This is a genomic window from Micromonospora halophytica (assembly GCF_900090245.1).
Taxonomy (GTDB): Bacteria; Actinomycetota; Actinomycetes; order Mycobacteriales; family Micromonosporaceae; genus Micromonospora; species Micromonospora halophytica.
In genome coordinates, this window is the sequence record NZ_FMDN01000024.1 from 1 (window position 1) to 16895 (window position 16895).

The following is a 16895-nucleotide window of genomic DNA, read 5'->3' on the forward strand; positions in this document are numbered from 1 at the left end:
CCTCGGGGCCGTGACGGCGGACAGCGGACCTCGGGGCCGTGACGGCGGACAGCGGACCTCGGGGCGGCCACGGCGGACAGCGGGCCGGGCGGCCACGGCGGACAGCGGCCGTCAGCGAGGCCGGCTGGTGGCTAGTCGGACGCTACGGACCTGATCGCACAGGTGGATCGCCCGACCGGCCGCCTCGGGGATCGGCGTCGGCCGCCGATGGATGCCTGTCGGTGGCGCTCGCCGCGCTCGCACCGACACTGATCCATCTGTGCGATCAGGTCCGTAGCGTCCGGTCACCCCCATCCGCTCCCCCGGCGCGGCCGCTTGACGCACACGACGGCGCACCGACGCACGGCGGCCGGGCGGAGCCGGGCGTCGATGCCGAGGCACCCCGCCGAGAGGAGGTGAAGTTGCCTCCGGATGGTTAGGCTTAGTGATGACCCTCTATTACCGGGACGACGCGGTGCAGGTGACCTCCGAGTCGATCCGGGCCGGCGGGCACACCGTGCGGATCGCGGACGTGACGTACGTCTGGCACGCACGGGGGGCGACGACGATGGCCGTACGGGGTCGGGTGCTGGGCCGGGGCGTGCTGGTCCTGCTGCTCTCCCTGCCACCCCTGGTGGCGCTGGTCTGCGTGGTGTCGCTGGTCTACTCGGCGCAGGACCGGGGCGACTGGAAGCTGGCGCTGGCCGTGCTGGCCGCCTGCGTCGTGGCGGCGCTGGCGCTGATCCCGTTCCTGGAGCTGCCGCTGGGCTGGCTGGACCGCTCCTACGAACGCGGCAACCGGGTGCACGAGTTGTGGGTGCAGCACCACGGCGCGGAGGTGATGCTGGTGCGCACACCGGACGCGCTACGGTTCGGGCAGATCTACCGGGCCGTGCAGCGCGCCGTCGAACAGCAGGGAGAACCCCGATGACCCACCGTCGCGGCGAGGCCGCCGCCCTGGCCGGGCTGCTCGCCACCGCCGGCGTCACCCACTTCGTCAAGCCCCGCCTCTACGACCCGATCGTGCCGCGCTCGCTGCCCGGGTCGGCCCGCTTCTGGACGTACGCCAGCGGGATCGCGGAGCTGGCGGTGGCGGCGGCGGTCGCCCATCCGACCACCCGGCGGCACGGCGGCCTGGCCGCGGCGGCCCTGTTCGCCGCGGTGTTCCCGGCGAACGTCAAGATGGCCGCGGACTGGCGGGACAAGGGTCCCACCCGGCGGGCCGTCGCGTACGGCCGGCTGCCGTTGCAGGTCCCGCTGGTGTGGTGGGCGTGGCGGGTGGCCCGCAGCGGGGCATAACCCGCGTGTTATTGACGAAGCGAGTTGTTGGCAGCACGCCAATTAGGTGCTCTCCTCGATGGACAGTGGGATCCATCGATATGGGGAGGCTGTCATGTGGAGAAGATCCGCCGTCGCCGTCGCGGCGGCCCTCGCTCTGGTGCTGCCCGGCACCGCCGCCGCCGCGACGCCGCCGGTCACCACGACCGGGGTGACGAGCGCCGCGGACCCGTCCGGCCCCGGGGCGTACGCCGCCGGGTACGTCGACACCACGGTCAGCGCGTCCGGCCGGTCGTTCTCCGCCCGGATCTACTACCCGGCCACCACGGCGGGCAGCGGCCAGCCGGTGGCGGCGGGCCGGTTCCCGGCGATCGCGTTCGGCCACGGCTTCTTCCAGAGCGTGTCGAAGTACTACTCGACCCTGGGCCACCTCGCCTCGTGGGGCTTCATCGTGCTCGCCCCCACGTCGCAGGGTGGCCTGTCCCCCAACCACAGCGCCTTCGCCGACGACCTCAACGCCGCCCTGACCTGGGCGGTCGCCCAGGACGGCACGGCCGGGTCGCGGTTCGCCGGGCACGTCCGCACGGACCGGCTCGGACTCTCCGGGCACTCGATGGGCGGCGGGGCCAGCCTCCTCGCGGCGGCCCGCAACCCGCAGGTCGACGCGGTGGCGAACCTGGCCGCGGCGGAGACCAACCCGTCGGCGAAGGCGGCCGCCGCGACGCTCACCCTGCCGGTCCGGCTGATCGCCGGTGACCGCGACACCATCGCCGGGATCACCGACCACCAGCGGCCGATCTACACGGCGAAGCCGCCGACCAAGCAGCTGCGGATCATCAAGGGCGGCTTCCACTGCGGCTTCATGGACAGCGGCTCGCTCTTCTGCGACAGCGGCGGCATCAGCCGGGCGGCCCAACTGCCGATCAGCAAGCGGCTGCTCACCGAGTGGTTCCTGCTCTATCTCACCGGGGACACCGGCTACGACGACGCGGTCTGGGGCACTCCGGCGCAGACCGACCCGCAGGTCAGTTTCGAGGGCGTGCGCTGAACCCGTGCCGGCCGGCGTCGGTCCCGACGCCGGCCGGCCCGTCCCATCATCCACTTCGAGATGGTCGAGTGGTGGGCGACGGTCGCCGCCGGGGCGGCGACCGTCTGCCCGTCCTCGCCCGGCGCTGCTGGCCGGGGCGACGCACACTGGTGGCATGGCCATTCCGCTGCCCCGTCCGACCGCCGTCGTCGGCCTCACCCGCTCCGCCCTCGACCAGGCGCTCGGTTCGGCCGCCTCGTTCGCCGCCGTGCCGGCCCGCGCGTTCGCCGTCCTGGACGGGGTGGAGGCGCTGCTGAACCGGATCAACGGGGTGGTGGACCGCATCGAAGGCACCCTGGACCGGACCGACCGGGTGCTCACCGACGCCGAGGCGGCGGTACGGGAAGTCGCCGTGATCAGTGCCGCGGCGACGACCGCGATCGAGACGGCCACCGAGGTCGCCGCGGCGGCGGCCGTGGTGGTGGGCGAGGCCGAGCAGGTCTCCGGCGCGGCGGCCGTGGTGGTCGGCGAGGCGGACCGGGTGGCGCGTGCCGCCGGCGTGGTGGTCGCCGAGGCGGAGGCCGTCGCCGGCCGGGCCGACCGCACGGTGGCGGCGGCTCAGGAGTCGGCCGCCACGGCCGCCGAGCTGCTGACCGCGTACGAGCCGGCGCTGCGGCGGGGCGCGCCGATGGCGAACCGCTTCGTGGCCGAGCTGAGCCACGAGGAGGTGGCCGCGGCGATCCGGCTGGTCGACGAGCTGCCCAAACTCAAGCAACACCTGACCTCGGACATCCTGCCGATCCTGGCCACCCTGGACCGGGTCGGGCCGGACCTGCACGACCTGCTCGACGTCACCCGCGACCTCAAGCTCGCCGTCGCCGGCATCCCCGGGCTCGGCATGCTGCGCCGGCGTGGCGAGCGGCTCTCCGACGACGAGCCGGCCGAGTGATCCCGCACCCCACCGTCGGCGTACCGGCAGGCCCTCCCCCGGCGGCCTGAGCCCGGTCCGGGGGAACCCCGCCGGGCAGGGCCGACGGCGGTAAGCGCTCAACCGGCGGGTGGGGTGTACAGCGCGTCGATCTCCGCCCGGTGCGGCAGCGCCACGGAGGCGCCGAGCCGGCGGACGCAGGCCGCCCCGGCCGCCGCCGCCCAGCGCACCGCGTCGAGCACCTCGCGTCCCTCGCCCCAGGCCACGGCCAGCGCGGCCGTGAAGGCGTCGCCGGCCGCCGTGGAGTCGACCACGTCGACCTTGACCGCGGGCACGTGTGTCGCGCCGCCGTCGCGGTCGACGTACCAGGCGCCCTCGCCGCCGAGGGTGAGCACCGCCCGGGGCACCAGCTCCAGCAGCGCCTCCGGCTCGTCGCGGCCCCGACCGGTGAGCGCCTGCGCCTCGGTCTCGTTGACCACCAGCAGGTCCACCGCGGCCAGCAGCTCGTCCGGCAGTGGCCGGGCCGGCGCCGCGTTGAGGATCACCCGGGTGCCGGCCTGCCGGGCGGCGACCGCCGCCGCGGTCACCGTCTCCACCGGGATCTCCACCTGCGCGACCAGCACGTCCGCCTGGCGTACGGCGTCCAGCTCGCCGTCGGTAAGCCCGAGGAAGGAGGCGTTGGCCCCCGGGGTCACCAGGATCGCGTTCTCCCCGTCGGTGTTGACCATGACCAGCGCCACGCCGGAGGCCCCGTAGACCACCCGCAGCTGCCCGGTGTCCACCCCGGCGGCGGTGATCCGCGCCCGCAGGGTCACCCCGAAGGCGTCCGAGCCGAGCGCGCCGAGGAAGACGCCGGAGGCACCCGCCCGGACGGCGGCGATCGCCTGGTTGGCGCCCTTGCCGCCGGGCACCATCACGAAGTCGCTACCGAGGACGGTCTCCCCCGGGCGGGGCAGTGCCGGGCCGGTCCCGACGAGGTCCATGTTCGCGCTGCCCACCACGACGACCCGGGTCTGCCGCACCAGAACCTCCTGCCCCGACCTGCATGTCGCCGCGAGTCTAGGGCCTGCCCGCCGGGGGCGGGGCCGCGCGGCTCAGGCCGCCCGGGCGGTGTACCGGTCGCCGTGCCGCTCGACGAGCAGCGGCAGGCCGAAGGTCTTGGACAGGTTGTCGCCGGTGAGCGTCTCGGCGAGCAGGCCCTGCGCGACGACGCCCCCGTCGCGCAGCAGCAGCGCGTGGGTGAAGCCGGGCGGGATCTCCTCGACGTGGTGGGTGACCAGCACCAGGGCGGGGGCGTCCGGGTCGTACGCCAGCTCGGCCAGCCGGGCGACGAGGTCCTCGCGACCGCCCAGGTCGAGCCCGGCGGCCGGCTCGTCGAGCAGCAGCAGCTCGGGGTCGGTCATCAACGCGCGGGCGATCTGCACCCGCTTGCGCTCGCCCTCGGAGAGGGTGCCGTACGCGCGGTCGGCGAGGTGGGCGATGCCGAGCTGCCCGAGCAGGGTGCGGGCGCGGGCCTCGTCGGTGCGGTCGTAGCTCTCCCGCCAGCGGCCCACCACCGACCAGGCGGCGGTGACCACCACGTCGCCGACCTTCTCCTCGGCGGGCACCCGCTCGGCCAGGGCTGCGGTGGACAAACCGATCCGCATCCGCAGCTCGTTGACGTCGGTGCGGCCGATCCGCTCACCGAGGACGTGGGCGGTGCCGGTGGTCGGGTGCAGCTGACCGGCGGCCAGGTTGAGCAGGGTGGTCTTGCCGGCGCCGTTGGGGCCGAGGACGACCCAGCGTTCGTCGAGCTCGACCCGCCAGTCCACGTCGTGCAGCAGCGCGGTGCCGGAGCGCAGGACGCCGACACCGTCGAGGCTGACCACCAGATCCGCGTCCACGGGCGAGGGGGCGGCGGGGGCGCCGGCGGCGCCGGGGATCAGGTCACCAGTCACCGCTCCATCCAACCACGCAGCCCGCGAGGTGCCCCCCACGGGCGGGGCCGCCGCCTTAGGGTGGGGCGCCGTGTCGTTGGTCACCACATCCCGGAGGACGACCATGTCCGATCACCTGCTCAGGCGCCGCCGATGAGCGCGGTCATCGAGATCGAGGGGCTGCGCAAGACGTTCCACACTCTGCGTCGGGGGCGTCGGGTGGCGGTGGACGGCTTCGACATGGTGGTCGAGGCGGGGCAGGTGCACGGCTTCCTCGGCCCGAACGGCTCCGGCAAGACGACCACCCTGCGTGCCCTGCTCGGCCTGGTCCGCCCGGACGACGGCCGGATGAGCGTGTTCGGTGTCCCGACCCCCGAGGAGCTGGCCCGGGTGGCCGGCCGGGTGGGCGCGATCGTGGAGAGCCCGCAGTTCTTCGGCAACTTCACCGGTCACCGGACGCTGCGGCTGCTCGCCGTGGCCGGCGGGGTGCCGACCAGCCGGGTGGACGAGGTGCTGGAGCAGGTCGGCCTGCGCGAGCGCGGCGACGACCGGGTCAAGGGGTACTCGCTCGGCATGAAGCAGCGGCTGGCCGTCGCCTCGGCCCTGCTCAAGGACCCGGAGCTGCTGATCCTCGACGAGCCGGCGAACGGACTGGACCCGGCCGGCATCCGGGAGATGCGCGACCTGGTCCGGTCGCTGGCCGCGTCCGGGGTGACCGTGCTGATCTCCAGCCACATCCTGGCGGAGATCCAGCTGATCTGCGACCACGTGACGATCATCTCGGGTGGCCGGCGGGTGGCCGCCGGCCGGGTCGACGAGGTGCTGGCCGGCTTCGACCAGCACGAGTGGCAGGTGGACGTGGCCGGGCCGGAGCGGGCCGCCGCGCTGCTGCGGGAGGCCGGCCTGTCGGTCACCGATCACCAGGGACTGCTGGTGGTCGGTGGGGCGCGGGAGCCCGAGCTGATCAGCCGGACCCTCGGCGAACAGGGGCTGTGGGTCCGCGAGCTGACCCCGATCCGGCCCGACCTGGAGAGCGTCTTCCTGGAGCTCACCGGGACCGCACCGCATCCGACGCTGCCGAGGCAGGTGGGTGGTCCCGCCCTGCCCGGGGAGGGGCCCGAGCCGATGATCGACCTGGACGCGACCGCAGGCCGGGGGGTGGACGCGTGAAGCTGGTCCGCGCCGAGGTCGAGCGGCTGCTCGCCCGCCGTTTCGTGCAGCTGATGGTGGTGCTGCTGGGGTTCGCGTTCGTCGTCACGACGGTGACCACCGTGCTCGGGTCGCACCAGCCGTCGGCCGGTGAGGTCGCCGAGGCCCGGGCGCAGGTCGCCGAGGCGATCCGCGGTCTGGAGGTCGAGCACCAGCGCTGCCTGCGGATCAAGGCCGGTGAGATCCCGCTCGACGAGGCCGGGTACGTCCCGGCCGACTGCAGCGAGCTGGATCCGGTGCTGCAGGAGCGCCTGCCGGTCGTCGCCGACTACCTGTCCGGGGTCTTCGTCTTCGGGCAGCAGGCGGAGCCGCTGCTCTACTTCCTGATCGCCTTCCTGCTGCTGTTCGGGTTCCTGGTCGGCGCCTCGTACATCGGGGCCGACATCACCTCCGGCGGGGTGGTGAACCTGCTGCTGTGGCGGCCGCGCCGGCTGACCGTGCTCGGCACCAAGCTGGGCGCGCTGACCGGCGTGGTGGCCGTGTTGTCGGTGGCCGCCACGGTCGTCTACCTGGGCACGTTCTGGTTGATCGGGCAGACCGCCGGGCTGCCGGGCCGGATGGAGGGCCCGTTCTGGCAGAACCTGGGGGCGATCTGGGGGCGCGGGGTGGCGCTGGTGCTGCTCGCCTCCGCGCTCGGCTTCGGCATCGCCACGTTGGGCCGGCACACCTCGGCGGCGCTGGGCGCGGTGGCCGCGTACGCGGTGGTGTGGGAGCTGGGGGCCCGGGTGGTCTTCGAGATCCTCGACGTGGCCCGGGTGGACCAGCTGATGCTCTCCACGTACGTGGGCGCGTGGCTGACCGGCCGGGTCGAGCTCTACGACGACCAGGTCTGCACGGACGGTCCGGGGTTCGGCCTCTGCACCGGTAGTTACACGATCACCTGGGTGCCGGCGTTGCTGGTGCTGCTCGCGCTGGTCGGGGCGGTGACCGTGTCGGCGTTCGCCGTGTTCCGCCGCCGGGACCTGATCTGACTGTGAGGAGCCGTGCCGCGGCGTCGCGCTGTGGCACGGCTCGCGCATCGGGGCCGCGCCGCCCCACGACCGGCGCCGCGCGGCGAGCAGCGACCCGGACGGCGGCAGGATCTTGCCGCGGTCCGGGCCGGTGGTGAAGAATTCCTTCACATGACGGGTGACCGGTGGCGACGGGCGTCAGCCGACGGTGGACCCGAACACCTCGTCGCGGACGGCGTCCAGCGCGGTCCGCAGCGCGCCGTGCAGGATCGGCTCCTCGGTCAGCCCGGTGGCCACCACCCGGGGGCGGACCAGGGTGATCGCGGCCACCTCGTGCTGCACCCGCTCGGCCAGCGCCGCGCCACCGGCCTGCCCGACCTCCCCGGCGAGCACCACCAGCGGCGGGTCCAGCACCACGCAGGTGCTGGCCACCCCGAGGGCCAGCCGGCGGGCCAACTCGTCGAGCACCGGGCCGCCCTCGATGCCGGCCGCGATGGCGGCCCGCACGGCACCGGCCGCGTCGGCGGCGTCGAAGCCGTGCTCGCGCGCCACCGCCCGGACCGCGTCCGCCCCGGCGAGCTGCTGGAACGCCGGCTTGGCCCGGCGCGAGACGTCGCGCGGGATGGGCACGCCGGGCACCGGCAGGTAGCCGATCTCGCCGGCCGCGCCGCTGCTGCCGTGGTGCAGCCGCCCGCCCAGCACGATCGCCAGGCCGACGCCGGCACCCACCCAGACCAGGACGAAGTCCGTCAGCCCCTGGGCCGCGCCGGACTGCGCCTCGGCCACCGCCGCGAGGTTGACGTCGTTCTCGAAGACGACCGGGGTGTGCAGGTCCTCGCGGAGCGCGGCGAGCAGGCCCCGGTGCCAGCGGGGCAGGTTGAACGCGAAGGTGATGTCGCCGGTGGCCGGGTCCACCAGGCCGGGGGTGCCGAGCACCACCCGGCGGACGCTGGACAGCTCCGCCCCGGCGTTGCTGGCCGCCTGCACCACGGCGTTGTGCACCACGCCGACCGGGTCGTCGGTGTCCCGGGTGGACTGCTCGACGCGGCCGACGACCGCGCCGGTGATGTCCGCGCAGGCGGCGACCACCCGCTCCGCGCCGACGTCCACGCCGACCACGTACGCGCTGCCCGGCCGGACCGCGTAGAGCTGGGCGTTCGGGCCCCGCCCACCGGCCTGCTCGCCGACCCGGGCGACCAGTCCACGCTCCTCCAGCCGTTCCACCAGCTGCGAGGCGGTGACCTTGGACAGGCCGGTCAGCTCGCCGAGCCGGGCCCGGGTGAGTGGGCCACGCTCCAGCAACAGCTCCAGGGCCGCTCGGTCGTTGAGCGCCCGCAACAGGCGGGGGGTGCCGGGCAGCCGGGTCGCACTCATGCCACGTCCTCTAGTTTCCGTAAACTTTGCTAACCGAATCGACCTGTAGACGGGTGCCCGTAGCGTATCGGCCACCCCGCACCGCGGAACTCGGACGACCCGGCGACCGCGGTACGACACTCGTGCCGTCCGGCACCGAAGGGGGAATCACGTGGGGCTGGATCCAGGACTGCGCCGGCTCGCGCTGGGCACCCTGCTCGCCGCGTACCCGGGGCCGGTGCCGCCGGACTGGGCCGTCGAGCTGGTCGCCGACGGGCTGGCCGGGCACACCCTCTTCGGCACCAACGTCCACGACCCGGCCCAGGTCGCCGCGAGCACCGCCGCGCTGCGGGCCGGCCGGGCCGACGTGCTGGTCGCCATCGACGAGGAGGGCGGCGACGTCACCCGGCTGGCGCACGCGACCGGCAGCCCGTACCCGGGCAACGCCGCGCTCGGCGCGGTCGACGACACCGCGCTCACCCGGCAGGTCTACGCGGCCATCGGCGCGGAGCTGGCCGCCCTCGGTGTCACCGTGAACCTGGCCCCGACCGTCGACGTGAACACCGCCGACGAGAACCCGGTGATCGGTACCCGTTCCTTCGGCGCGGACCCGGCCCGGGTGGCGGCGCACTCCGCCGCCGCCGTCGCGGGCCTCCAGGCGACCGGTGTCGCCGCCTGCGCCAAGCACTTCCCCGGCCACGGCGCCACCGTCGCCGACTCGCACCACGAACTGCCCACCGTGGACGCTTCACCGGCCGTGCTGCGTGAACGCGACCTGCCGCCCTTCGCCGCGGTGATCGGGGCCGGGGTCAGGGCGATCATGACCGCGCACATCCGGGTGCCGGCGCTCACCGGGGACGGGCCGGCCACCTTCAGCCGGGCCGTCCTGGTCGACCTGCTCCGCCGCGAGTACGGCTTCACCGGCACGGTGATCACCGACGCGCTGGAGATGAAGGGCGCCGCGCTCGCCGCCGGCGGGGTCGGGCCGGCTGCCGTGCTCGCCCTGGCCGCCGGGGCGGACCTGCTCTGCGTCGGCGCGAAGGTGGACGCCGCGCTGGTCGAGCACGTGGCCGTCGAGATCGTGACGGCGATCGAGGACGGCCGGCTGGACCGGGCCCGGGTGGAGGAGGCCGCCGGCCGCGCCGCCGCGCTCGCCGCCTGGACCCGGGCCGCCGGCGCCGCTGCCGCCACCCCCGCCGATCTCGGGTACGCCGCCGCGCGGCGGGCGGTGCGGGTCGAGGGGGACGTGACCGGCCTGGGCCGGCCGCTGGTGGTGCAGGTGCACGCCGCCGCCACCATCGCCGAGGGTCGGGTGCCGTGGGGCCTGGGCCCGCACCTGGCCGGCCTGGAGGAGGTCCGGGTGGTGGCCGCCGAGATCGAGCCGACGGAGCTCGGCCGGCTCGCCGCGGGACGGCCCATCGTGCTGGTCGGCCGGCACCTGCACCGGCTGCCCGGGGGCACCACGCTGGTCGACGCGCTGGCGGCGGCGTACCCGGTGACGGTGGTCGAGATGGGCTGGCCGGGACGGTGGCGGCCGACCGGCGTACGCGCCTTCGTCACCACCTTCGGGGCGAGCCACGCCAACGGCCGGGCGGCGGCCGAGGCGCTCGGCCTGATCTGACCGCCCCCGGCCCGGCCGTGGCCGCCCAGGCTCGCCGACGCCGACGCCGACACCCCGCGCCGGCCAGCGCCGACGTGGCGGGCGTTCCGTAGGCGGCGGAGGCGTCCGGGTCGGGCCCGGGCCGCGCCTCGCGCCCGGGGGCGAGGCCGAGGAGCGTGTCCTCGTTGCCGCCCGACGATACCCGCGCAGAAGTGGCACCGATCCGGGGCACCGCTCCCCCCTCGACACCGATACCCACGCTCCGTAACCGCTCCCCCGGGAGTAGCGCTACGGCTTGCGTCGCAGCTCAAGTCCGCTACCGGACAGTCCTAACCAGTCGATCGTCTCTTGCTCGACAGCCGATCCGTACGTAGCGTGACCATCACGGAACCAGCTGGCGGGGCGCCGGCTCGCGGAGGGACCTGGGGGAAGGCCGCGGACCGTGGATTCGGCCCGGAATCCACGGTCCGCGCCCTGCCGTCGGCGGTCCGGCGCGGCACGCACACCCCGCCCTCCGGTCACGGCGGATAGACGCCGAACGACTCCCAGCCCCGGTCCGGGAATCCGGCCGCGTCGGCGACCCGCGCCGAGGCGAGGTTGGCCGGATCGTGGCGGTACGTCGGCACCGCCCCCTCGTCGAGCACCCGGCGGGCCGCCTGGGCGACCAGCCGCCGGGCCAGCCCCCGGCCGCGCGCCGCCGGCACCGTGCCGACCGCCAGTTCGTGGCCGTGCGCGTCGTGCCGCTTGATCCCCACCCCGGCGAGGTAGCCGCCGTCGTCGTCGCGGACCACCAGGACGTCCCGGTCGAACAGCCGCAGCCAGGAGGGGAAGGCAGGATCGGTGGGCGGGCACCACTGCCCCACCTCCGGCAGCGGGGCCGGGTCGACGCTGAAGCGGAAGGTGTCCTGGTACACGGCCCAGCCCGGCTGGCCGACCGCGGCGGGCAGCGCCGCGAGGAGAGCGGCCCGGGGGCCGCGGGCCAGCGCGCGGATCGCCTCGACCCGCTCCGGGGGCACCGAGAGCACCGTGTCGCCGGAGGGTGCGCACACTCCGATCGCCGGGCGGAGCCGGCCGTCCCAGGCCGGCCGCGCCCGCCGGCGGGAACCCACCACGTGCAGGCCGGGGCCGGCCGGCCACTGGCCCAGCCAGGTGACCAGGTGCAGGTGGAGCCGGCGGTCGAGCACCGCAGACCTCCCTCACCCCGATCGGGTACGACCAACCGTGATCACCGTACGCCGCACCGGCCACCGGGGCCCGCCGTTCCCAGCGGCGTACACCGGTTCGCCAGGCGGTCCACCGGGTAATCGGTACCGAGGGACACCGATCCGCTGGAACCATCGCCATCGATCGAGCGTCATATCGATTTCCATACATGTACAACTTTCTTTGGGACGGTAATGGTCATGCCGATGCAGCCGAATGACCGGTACCAGCAGGACAGCGAGCGGGCGTGGCAGGCGGCGGAGGCCGCCGGACGGTTCCCCACCCAGCCGCCGTACCGAGAGGCCCGGACCGGACGCGGGGCCGACGCCGTGCTCTCCTGGAGCGACCTGAACAGCCTGCCGGCCGGCGCCTCCTCGCGCCGGGGCCTCAACACCCGCTGAGCGGCAAGAAACCGACGACACACCCGTGGCGTCCAGCCGGGGTGTTCGCACACCTGTCGGGTAGCGTCTTCTGGTCCGAAACTCGGCCTACGACAGGAGAAACTCCGCGCATGGGCAAGAAGACGATCCACGTCTCCGACTTCAGCGGCACGGTGCTGCAACCCGACGACGAGGTGGTCAAGGTCGTCGTGCTGGAGCACCCTGACCTGGTGGCCGGGCCCGTGCGACTGGACGCCACCGCGGTCGAGGTGGAGAGCATCGACGACGCGGCGCTGGATGTCGCCGTGGTGGAAATCCACGACCGGCACGGCGGCGGCGAGCCGCGCCGGGTGGTGCTGACCGCGAGCGAGTTCGACGCGATGGCCACCGACGTGCCGATGGCCCAGCTGTTGAGGACCGCCGAGCGGGTCCGGCCGCCGAAGGCCCGCAAGAGCGCGGAGAAGGTGGACTACGGCACCATCGAGCACGCCGGCAAGCCGCACCGGGGCCGGGTCACCGAGGAGGAGGCCCGACTGGTCCGCGAGCGGCTCGACGAGGTGAACAAGCGACTCGCGGACGCCGGCATCCGGCAGATCGACCCGGCCGACCCGGAGCACGCCGCCCGGTACGGCTTCCCCACCGACTCCTGACCCGGGCCCCGTCGGTGGCCGGGACGCGCCCCCGTGCCGCGCCCCGGCCACCGACGGCGGTCACCGAGCGGCCCGGCGACGCCGCCAGTACGCGACCGTGACGGCCGCGAGCAGCGGCGGCCAGGCGAGCAGCGGGGCGTAGCAGGCCGTCATGACCGCGCCGGCGAGCCCCTGCGGGGCGTCCGGATCGCCCATGTTCTCCGGGCCGTTCCACAGCGCCACGGTGGGCACGGCGATCGCGGTGAGCGCGGCGACACCGAACGCCGCCGCGCCCACCACGCACCAGGTCGGCACGGGTCGCCCGCCGAAGCGGGGCACCCGGGCCGGCACCACCTCACCCCACGGCCGTACCAGCCCGAGGGTCAGCAGCGCCGCAGCCTCGGCCGCCACGGTGAGCGCGACGACGTACGGGGTGATCCAGCCGGGAGCGGCGTAGAGCCGGCCCAGTTCGCCGGTGAAACCCACCGGCACGCCCGCGCCGAGCGCGAGGCGCCAGATCCCGGAGGGCAGCACCAGCAGGGGTACGGCGTACGCCGCCCAGCGGGCCCAGCGGGGTGGGTCGGGGGTTGTCGGCATCGGTAGCTCCTGACGTCGGTCCAGGTCCACCTGGGACTCTGCCGGCGTCCGGGCCCGGACGACTCCCCGGTGCGGGGGAGGCGCCTCCCCCGCCGAGGTTCACCGGTACTGCGCCAGGGCGGCGACGACGCGCTCCTCGGTCCCGGCCTTGTCCAGTCCCAGGCCGGAGAGCACCCCGCTGCCGTCCTCCAACTCCAGCAGGGCGAGCAGGATGTGCTCGGTGCCGACGTAGTTGTGCCCGAGCCGCAGCGCCTCCCGGAACGTCAGCTCCAGCGCCTTCTTGCTCTGCGTGTCGAACGGGATCAGGTCGGGCACCCGCTCGGCCGGCGGCGGCAGGGCCGCCGTGGCCGCCTGGCGCACGTCGTCCAGGGACACGCCCTGCTCGACGACGGCCTTCGCGGCGAGCGCCTCCGGCTCGGCGAGCAGCCCGAGCACCAGGTGCTCCGGGCGGATCTCGGCGTGGCCGGTGGCCCGGGCCTCGTTCTGCGAGGCCATCACCACGTTGCGGGCTCGTGGGGTGAAGCGGCTGAAGCCGGCGGACGGGTCGAGGGTCGCGGCGGCCTCGGCCTTGGCGGCGGAACGCTTCTGGGCGGCCTGCTTGCTGACCCCCATGCTGTTGCCGATCTCGGTCCACGAGGCGCCGGAGCGGCGGGCCTGGTCGACGAAGTGGCCGATCAGGTGGTCGGCCAGCTCACCCAGGTGGTCGGCGGCGATGACCGCGTCGGTGAGCTGGTCGAGGGCGTCGGTGTGGGCTTTCTTGATCGCCTGGATCAGGTCGTCGAGGCGTACCGGATTGGCGATCTGGATGGGCTCCGTCATGCGTCAACCATAAGTTGACGGCTGGATGTCGTCAACCACCGGTTGACGGTGTGCGCTCATCCCGTCCACGCGCGGAACCGACCCGCACCCCACGAAGCGCCTGCGAACGACTGGTGCCCGGCCCGCCAGGACCGGGCACCAGCCGAACGACTTGACACGCCGGCGGGTCAGCCGACCGGGTCAGGGGCAGCCGCGCCGTGCGCGGGCGCGTTGATCGCCGCCGGTGGTGGGAAGCGCGTGACGAAGTCGCAGCTCGTGACATGGGTGGGGACGATCCTGACCAACGCCATCTCGCGTGTGGTCTCGCGCTTGACACGCTCCCATTCCGGCATCCTCTCCTCACCGACACTCCGACGGGACGCGTCGATGTGCTCCCGGGGAATCCCCCGCCTGATCTCCACCGAGGCAGTGCCGCGCACCAGCATGATCAGCGGCGTGAAGTCGGTGGTGTCGACCGTGAACGCCACCCGGGGATGAGCCCTGAGCGCCTTGACCTTGTACGCCGTCGTCGGGGTGGCGAAGACGAACGCCTCGCCGTCCCAGAGGTAGGCGACCGGCACCGAGCGTGGATGACCGTCCAACCCCAGGTATCCGAGCCGCATCGGAATCGGCGCCGCCAACAGGGTCTGCACCACCGGATCGGTGTTCAACAGATGAACGATCTCCGGATAGTCCACGAGACGTGCCCTCCTTCTGTCCGGACGGAGCGACGCCGGCTGCGGACACCACGACCACTCCATCGAAGATCCACCCTCCGCAGCGGTCCGCCTGCCGCGCCTCCGGTGGCTCGATCACACTCAGACGACCCTGTCGCAGGCAGGGATGGCCATGCATCTCTATATGTGCTCATCTGGTCACCGTAAGTGAGCAGAGGCGCGCGGTCGGTCCATGGCCACTCCGGACGGGCCGAAAGCCCTCCCGCACCGCCTGACTGCCGTGGTCGAGCCCCACCTCACCACGAACACGAAAAAGACTCCGACCAGATGGAGAAACCACCAGGCCAGAGCCTTGATCACAGGTGCGCCGCCAGGGACTCGAACCCCGAACCCGCGGATTAAGAGTCCGCTGCTCTGCCAGTTGAGCTAGCGGCGCTCACTGACAACGGAGAGCACGATACCGGGTCGCCCCCTACCCCCGACAACCGGGTTTCGTCCCACTTCGCCCCCCGGCCCTCGCCCGGCCATCGCCGGCCGCGTCGATCAGGAACTTCACGTCTCCGAGGAGCAGCCGGAGCCGGGACCTCTCGGTCAACGCAAGGGCAGGGAGGGAGAGAAGGAGTCAAGCCCGGTCCACCGGGACCGGGCTTGAGGGTGTTACTGCTGGTGCGCCGCCAGGGACTCGAACCCCGAACCCGCGGATTAAGAGTCCGCTGCTCTGCCAGTTGAGCTAGCGGCGCTCGTTGGCAACGGAGAGAACAGTACACGGGCCCGGAGCGCTCTTCCAAATCGGGTGCCCGTCTCCCCTCTTCGGTTGAGCTTATCGGGCGAAAGAAGCCAAAGCGGCCGGTTGGCTGCTGCGCGGGACCGAGGTGATGGCGGGGATGCGGCACCATGTCCGCCAGGCACGCGAGAACTGAGGTGGGAATGGGCAGGTTCAAGCGGGCCGGGGCGAAGGTGGGCGCCCTGGCCCTGGCCGCGTCGCTGGCACTGACCGGGTGCGGCGACGGCGAGAAGAAGGCCGAGTTCGTCGGCGGCAGCACCACCCCGAGCGCGGACGTACCGCAGGCTCCGCAGCCGGGCGACCCGTCGGCCCCGGCGGCGGGCCTGGCGGTCAGCCCGGCGGACGGGGCGAAGAGCAGGCCGGTCAGCACCGAGATCAGCGCGAAGATCCCCGGCGGCGGGAAGGTGTCCTCGGTCACCCTGACCTCCGCCGACGGCAAGCAGGTCGAGGGCACGATGCGGCTGGACGGCTCCTCGTGGGTGCCGTCGGCCCCGCTGAAGTACGGCACGCGCTACACCGCGACGGTGACCGGCACCGGCACCGGCGGGGAGACCCGGCAGGGCACCAGCACCTTCACCACCATGGCCAAGCCGAAGTCGATGATCAGCTCCGGGCTGTACCTCTTCGACGACCGGACGTACGGCGTGGCCATGCCGGTGGTCGTGGAGTTCCACCCGGGCATCCCGAAGAAGGACCGGGCTGCGGTGCAGAAGCGGATGTTCGTCAGGACCGATCCGCCGCAGCCGGGCGCGTGGCACTGGGTCTACAACGGCACCCAGGCCTATTACCGGGCGCCGGAGTACTGGAAGCCCGGCACCACGCTGGACGTGCGGATCGCGCTGGCCGGCGTACCGCTGAGCAACGGCCGGTACGGCAACGTGGACCGGTCGGCGACCGCCAAGATCGGGCGCTCCTTCGAGATGAAGGTCGACAACGCCACCAAGAGGATGACCGTCCTGCAGGACGGTCAGGTGGTCCGCACGATCCCGGTCAGCCTGGGCAAGAAGAGCACGCCCTCCTCCAGCGGCACCATGGTGGTGATGGAGAAGAAGGAGAAGACCGTCTTCGACACCATGGACTCCCCCGAGCCGGAGAACAGGTACCGCATCGACATCGACTTCGCCCAGCGCATCACCTGGGGTGGCGAGTACATCCACGCGGCACCCTGGTCCGAGGGCGTGCAGGGACGGCAGAACGTCTCGCACGGGTGCGTCAACGTGTCGATGGCGATGGGCCGGTGGCTCTTCGCGCAGACGAAGATCGGTGACCCGATCACCGTCAGCGGCACCTCACGCAAGCTCACCGCGGGCAACGGCTGGACGGCCTGGAGCCTGAGCTGGTCGGAGTTCGTCAAGGGCAGTGCGCTCCCGGTGCCCGAGGGTGGCTCCGGACCGCTGATCTGAGCGTCGCGGTCGGGCCGGCCGTCACCGCCGGCCCGACCGGGACGGGTTCCGCGCCGTCGACACCTCGGCCCCGCCGGTGGACCGGCGGCCGAACCGCGGAGATGAGCGGCGCTCGTGAAAGTTCGGCATTTTACCGACATCCGCACATCCTGATCGGCGTGTTCCTGTTCACGCCCGGCAACCG

General features: G+C 73.6%; 17 protein-coding genes and 2 tRNA genes. 10 read left to right on the forward strand and 9 right to left on the reverse strand.

All coding sequences use genetic code 11. The features are described 5' to 3' along the window. The first annotated feature begins 427 nt into the window (after positions 1 to 427). The 4 genes from GA0070560_RS23835 to GA0070560_RS23850 all read left to right on the forward strand — a co-directional run bounded on the left by GA0070560_RS23835 (position 428) and on the right by GA0070560_RS23850 (position 3233). Positions 428 to 910: a DUF6232 family protein gene (locus GA0070560_RS23835; RefSeq protein ID WP_091301671.1), complete on the forward strand. Its 483-nt coding sequence runs from the start codon at positions 428 to 430 to the stop codon at positions 908 to 910. After that, positions 907 to 1278 (forward strand): DoxX family protein, encoded by a 372-nt coding sequence (locus GA0070560_RS23840; protein WP_091301674.1) that lies wholly within the window; start codon positions 907 to 909, stop codon positions 1276 to 1278. Before GA0070560_RS23835 ends, GA0070560_RS23840 begins: the two co-directional genes overlap by 4 nt. Positions 1279 to 1372: 94 nt before the next feature. Further along, positions 1373 to 2305, forward strand: a complete 933-nt coding sequence (locus tag GA0070560_RS23845; protein WP_091301677.1) for an alpha/beta hydrolase family protein — start codon at positions 1373 to 1375, stop codon at positions 2303 to 2305. A gap of 154 nt (positions 2306 to 2459) precedes the next feature. Then, complete coding sequence (locus tag GA0070560_RS23850; RefSeq protein WP_091301679.1) at positions 2460 to 3233, forward strand: hypothetical protein; 774 nt, start codon at positions 2460 to 2462, stop codon at positions 3231 to 3233. 98 nt (positions 3234 to 3331) lie between these two features. On the opposite strand, the gene GA0070560_RS23855 is transcribed toward GA0070560_RS23850, so the two are convergent. Continuing rightward, complete coding sequence (locus tag GA0070560_RS23855; protein WP_091301681.1) at positions 3332 to 4234, reverse strand: ribokinase; 903 nt, start codon at positions 4232 to 4234, stop codon at positions 3332 to 3334. A 72-nt stretch (positions 4235 to 4306) separates the two neighbouring features. Next, positions 4307 to 5149 (reverse strand): ABC transporter ATP-binding protein, encoded by an 843-nt coding sequence (locus tag GA0070560_RS23860; protein WP_091301683.1) that lies wholly within the window; start codon positions 5147 to 5149, stop codon positions 4307 to 4309. Positions 5150 to 5281: 132 nt separating this feature from the next. On the opposite strand from GA0070560_RS23860, the gene GA0070560_RS23865 reads away from it, so the two are divergent. Together GA0070560_RS23865 and GA0070560_RS23870 are read left to right on the forward strand one after the other, a co-directional pair. Next, positions 5282 to 6298, forward strand: a complete 1017-nt coding sequence (locus GA0070560_RS23865; protein WP_091301686.1) for an ABC transporter ATP-binding protein — start codon at positions 5282 to 5284, stop codon at positions 6296 to 6298. Then, the gene (locus tag GA0070560_RS23870; protein ID WP_091301688.1) at positions 6295 to 7308 is read left to right on the forward strand and encodes an ABC transporter permease; all 1014 of its coding nucleotides are present in this window, start codon (positions 6295 to 6297) and stop codon (positions 7306 to 7308) included. Before GA0070560_RS23865 ends, GA0070560_RS23870 begins: the two co-directional genes overlap by 4 nt. Before the next feature lie 177 nt (positions 7309 to 7485). Here the strand turns inward: GA0070560_RS23870 and GA0070560_RS23875 are convergent, their stop codons facing one another. Then, positions 7486 to 8661 carry an ROK family transcriptional regulator gene (locus tag GA0070560_RS23875; protein WP_091301690.1) on the reverse strand — a complete coding sequence of 392 codons (1176 nt, stop codon included), beginning with the start codon at positions 8659 to 8661 and terminating at the stop codon, positions 7486 to 7488. Between the two features lie 151 nt (positions 8662 to 8812). On the opposite strand from GA0070560_RS23875, the gene GA0070560_RS23880 reads away from it, so the two are divergent. Next, the gene (locus tag GA0070560_RS23880; protein WP_091301692.1) at positions 8813 to 10261 is read left to right on the forward strand and encodes a glycoside hydrolase family 3 N-terminal domain-containing protein; all 1449 of its coding nucleotides are present in this window, start codon (positions 8813 to 8815) and stop codon (positions 10259 to 10261) included. 497 nt (positions 10262 to 10758) lie between these two features. Here the strand turns inward: GA0070560_RS23880 and GA0070560_RS23885 are convergent, their stop codons facing one another. Beyond that, complete coding sequence (locus tag GA0070560_RS23885; RefSeq protein WP_091301694.1) at positions 10759 to 11424, reverse strand: GNAT family N-acetyltransferase; 666 nt, start codon at positions 11422 to 11424, stop codon at positions 10759 to 10761. A 225-nt stretch (positions 11425 to 11649) separates the two neighbouring features. Between GA0070560_RS23885 and GA0070560_RS23890 the strand changes: the two genes are divergently transcribed. Together GA0070560_RS23890 and GA0070560_RS23895 are read left to right on the forward strand one after the other, a co-directional pair. After that, positions 11650 to 11844 (forward strand): DNA repair protein, encoded by a 195-nt coding sequence (locus tag GA0070560_RS23890; RefSeq protein ID WP_245675681.1) that lies wholly within the window; start codon positions 11650 to 11652, stop codon positions 11842 to 11844. 110 nt (positions 11845 to 11954) lie between these two features. Next, positions 11955 to 12473, forward strand: a complete 519-nt coding sequence (locus tag GA0070560_RS23895; RefSeq protein ID WP_091301696.1) for a hypothetical protein — start codon at positions 11955 to 11957, stop codon at positions 12471 to 12473. Between the two features lie 60 nt (positions 12474 to 12533). Here GA0070560_RS23895 and GA0070560_RS23900 read toward each other — a convergent pair whose 3' ends face one another. The 5 genes from GA0070560_RS23900 to GA0070560_RS23920 form a co-directional block, all read right to left on the reverse strand. Beyond that, positions 12534 to 13049: a hypothetical protein gene (locus GA0070560_RS23900; RefSeq protein ID WP_091301698.1), complete on the reverse strand. Its 516-nt coding sequence runs from the start codon at positions 13047 to 13049 to the stop codon at positions 12534 to 12536. Positions 13050 to 13148: 99 nt separating this feature from the next. Beyond that, a complete protein-coding gene (locus GA0070560_RS23905) occupies positions 13149 to 13868 on the reverse strand; it encodes a Clp protease N-terminal domain-containing protein (RefSeq protein WP_091301700.1) in 720 nt (239 codons plus the stop codon). 167 nt (positions 13869 to 14035) lie between these two features. Beyond that, entirely contained in the window at positions 14036 to 14545 is a 510-nt protein-coding gene (locus tag GA0070560_RS23910) for a pyridoxamine 5'-phosphate oxidase family protein (RefSeq protein WP_091301702.1), read from the reverse strand. A gap of 342 nt (positions 14546 to 14887) precedes the next feature. Continuing rightward, a tRNA-Lys gene (locus GA0070560_RS23915) sits at positions 14888 to 14960 on the reverse strand. Positions 14961 to 15188: 228 nt separating this feature from the next. Next, positions 15189 to 15264 (reverse strand) — tRNA-Lys (locus tag GA0070560_RS23920). 187 nt (positions 15265 to 15451) lie between these two features. Between GA0070560_RS23920 and GA0070560_RS23925 the strand changes: the two genes are divergently transcribed. After that, positions 15452 to 16711 carry a L,D-transpeptidase gene (locus tag GA0070560_RS23925; RefSeq protein WP_091301704.1) on the forward strand — a complete coding sequence of 420 codons (1260 nt, stop codon included), beginning with the start codon at positions 15452 to 15454 and terminating at the stop codon, positions 16709 to 16711. The last annotated feature ends 184 nt before the right edge of the window (positions 16712 to 16895 follow it).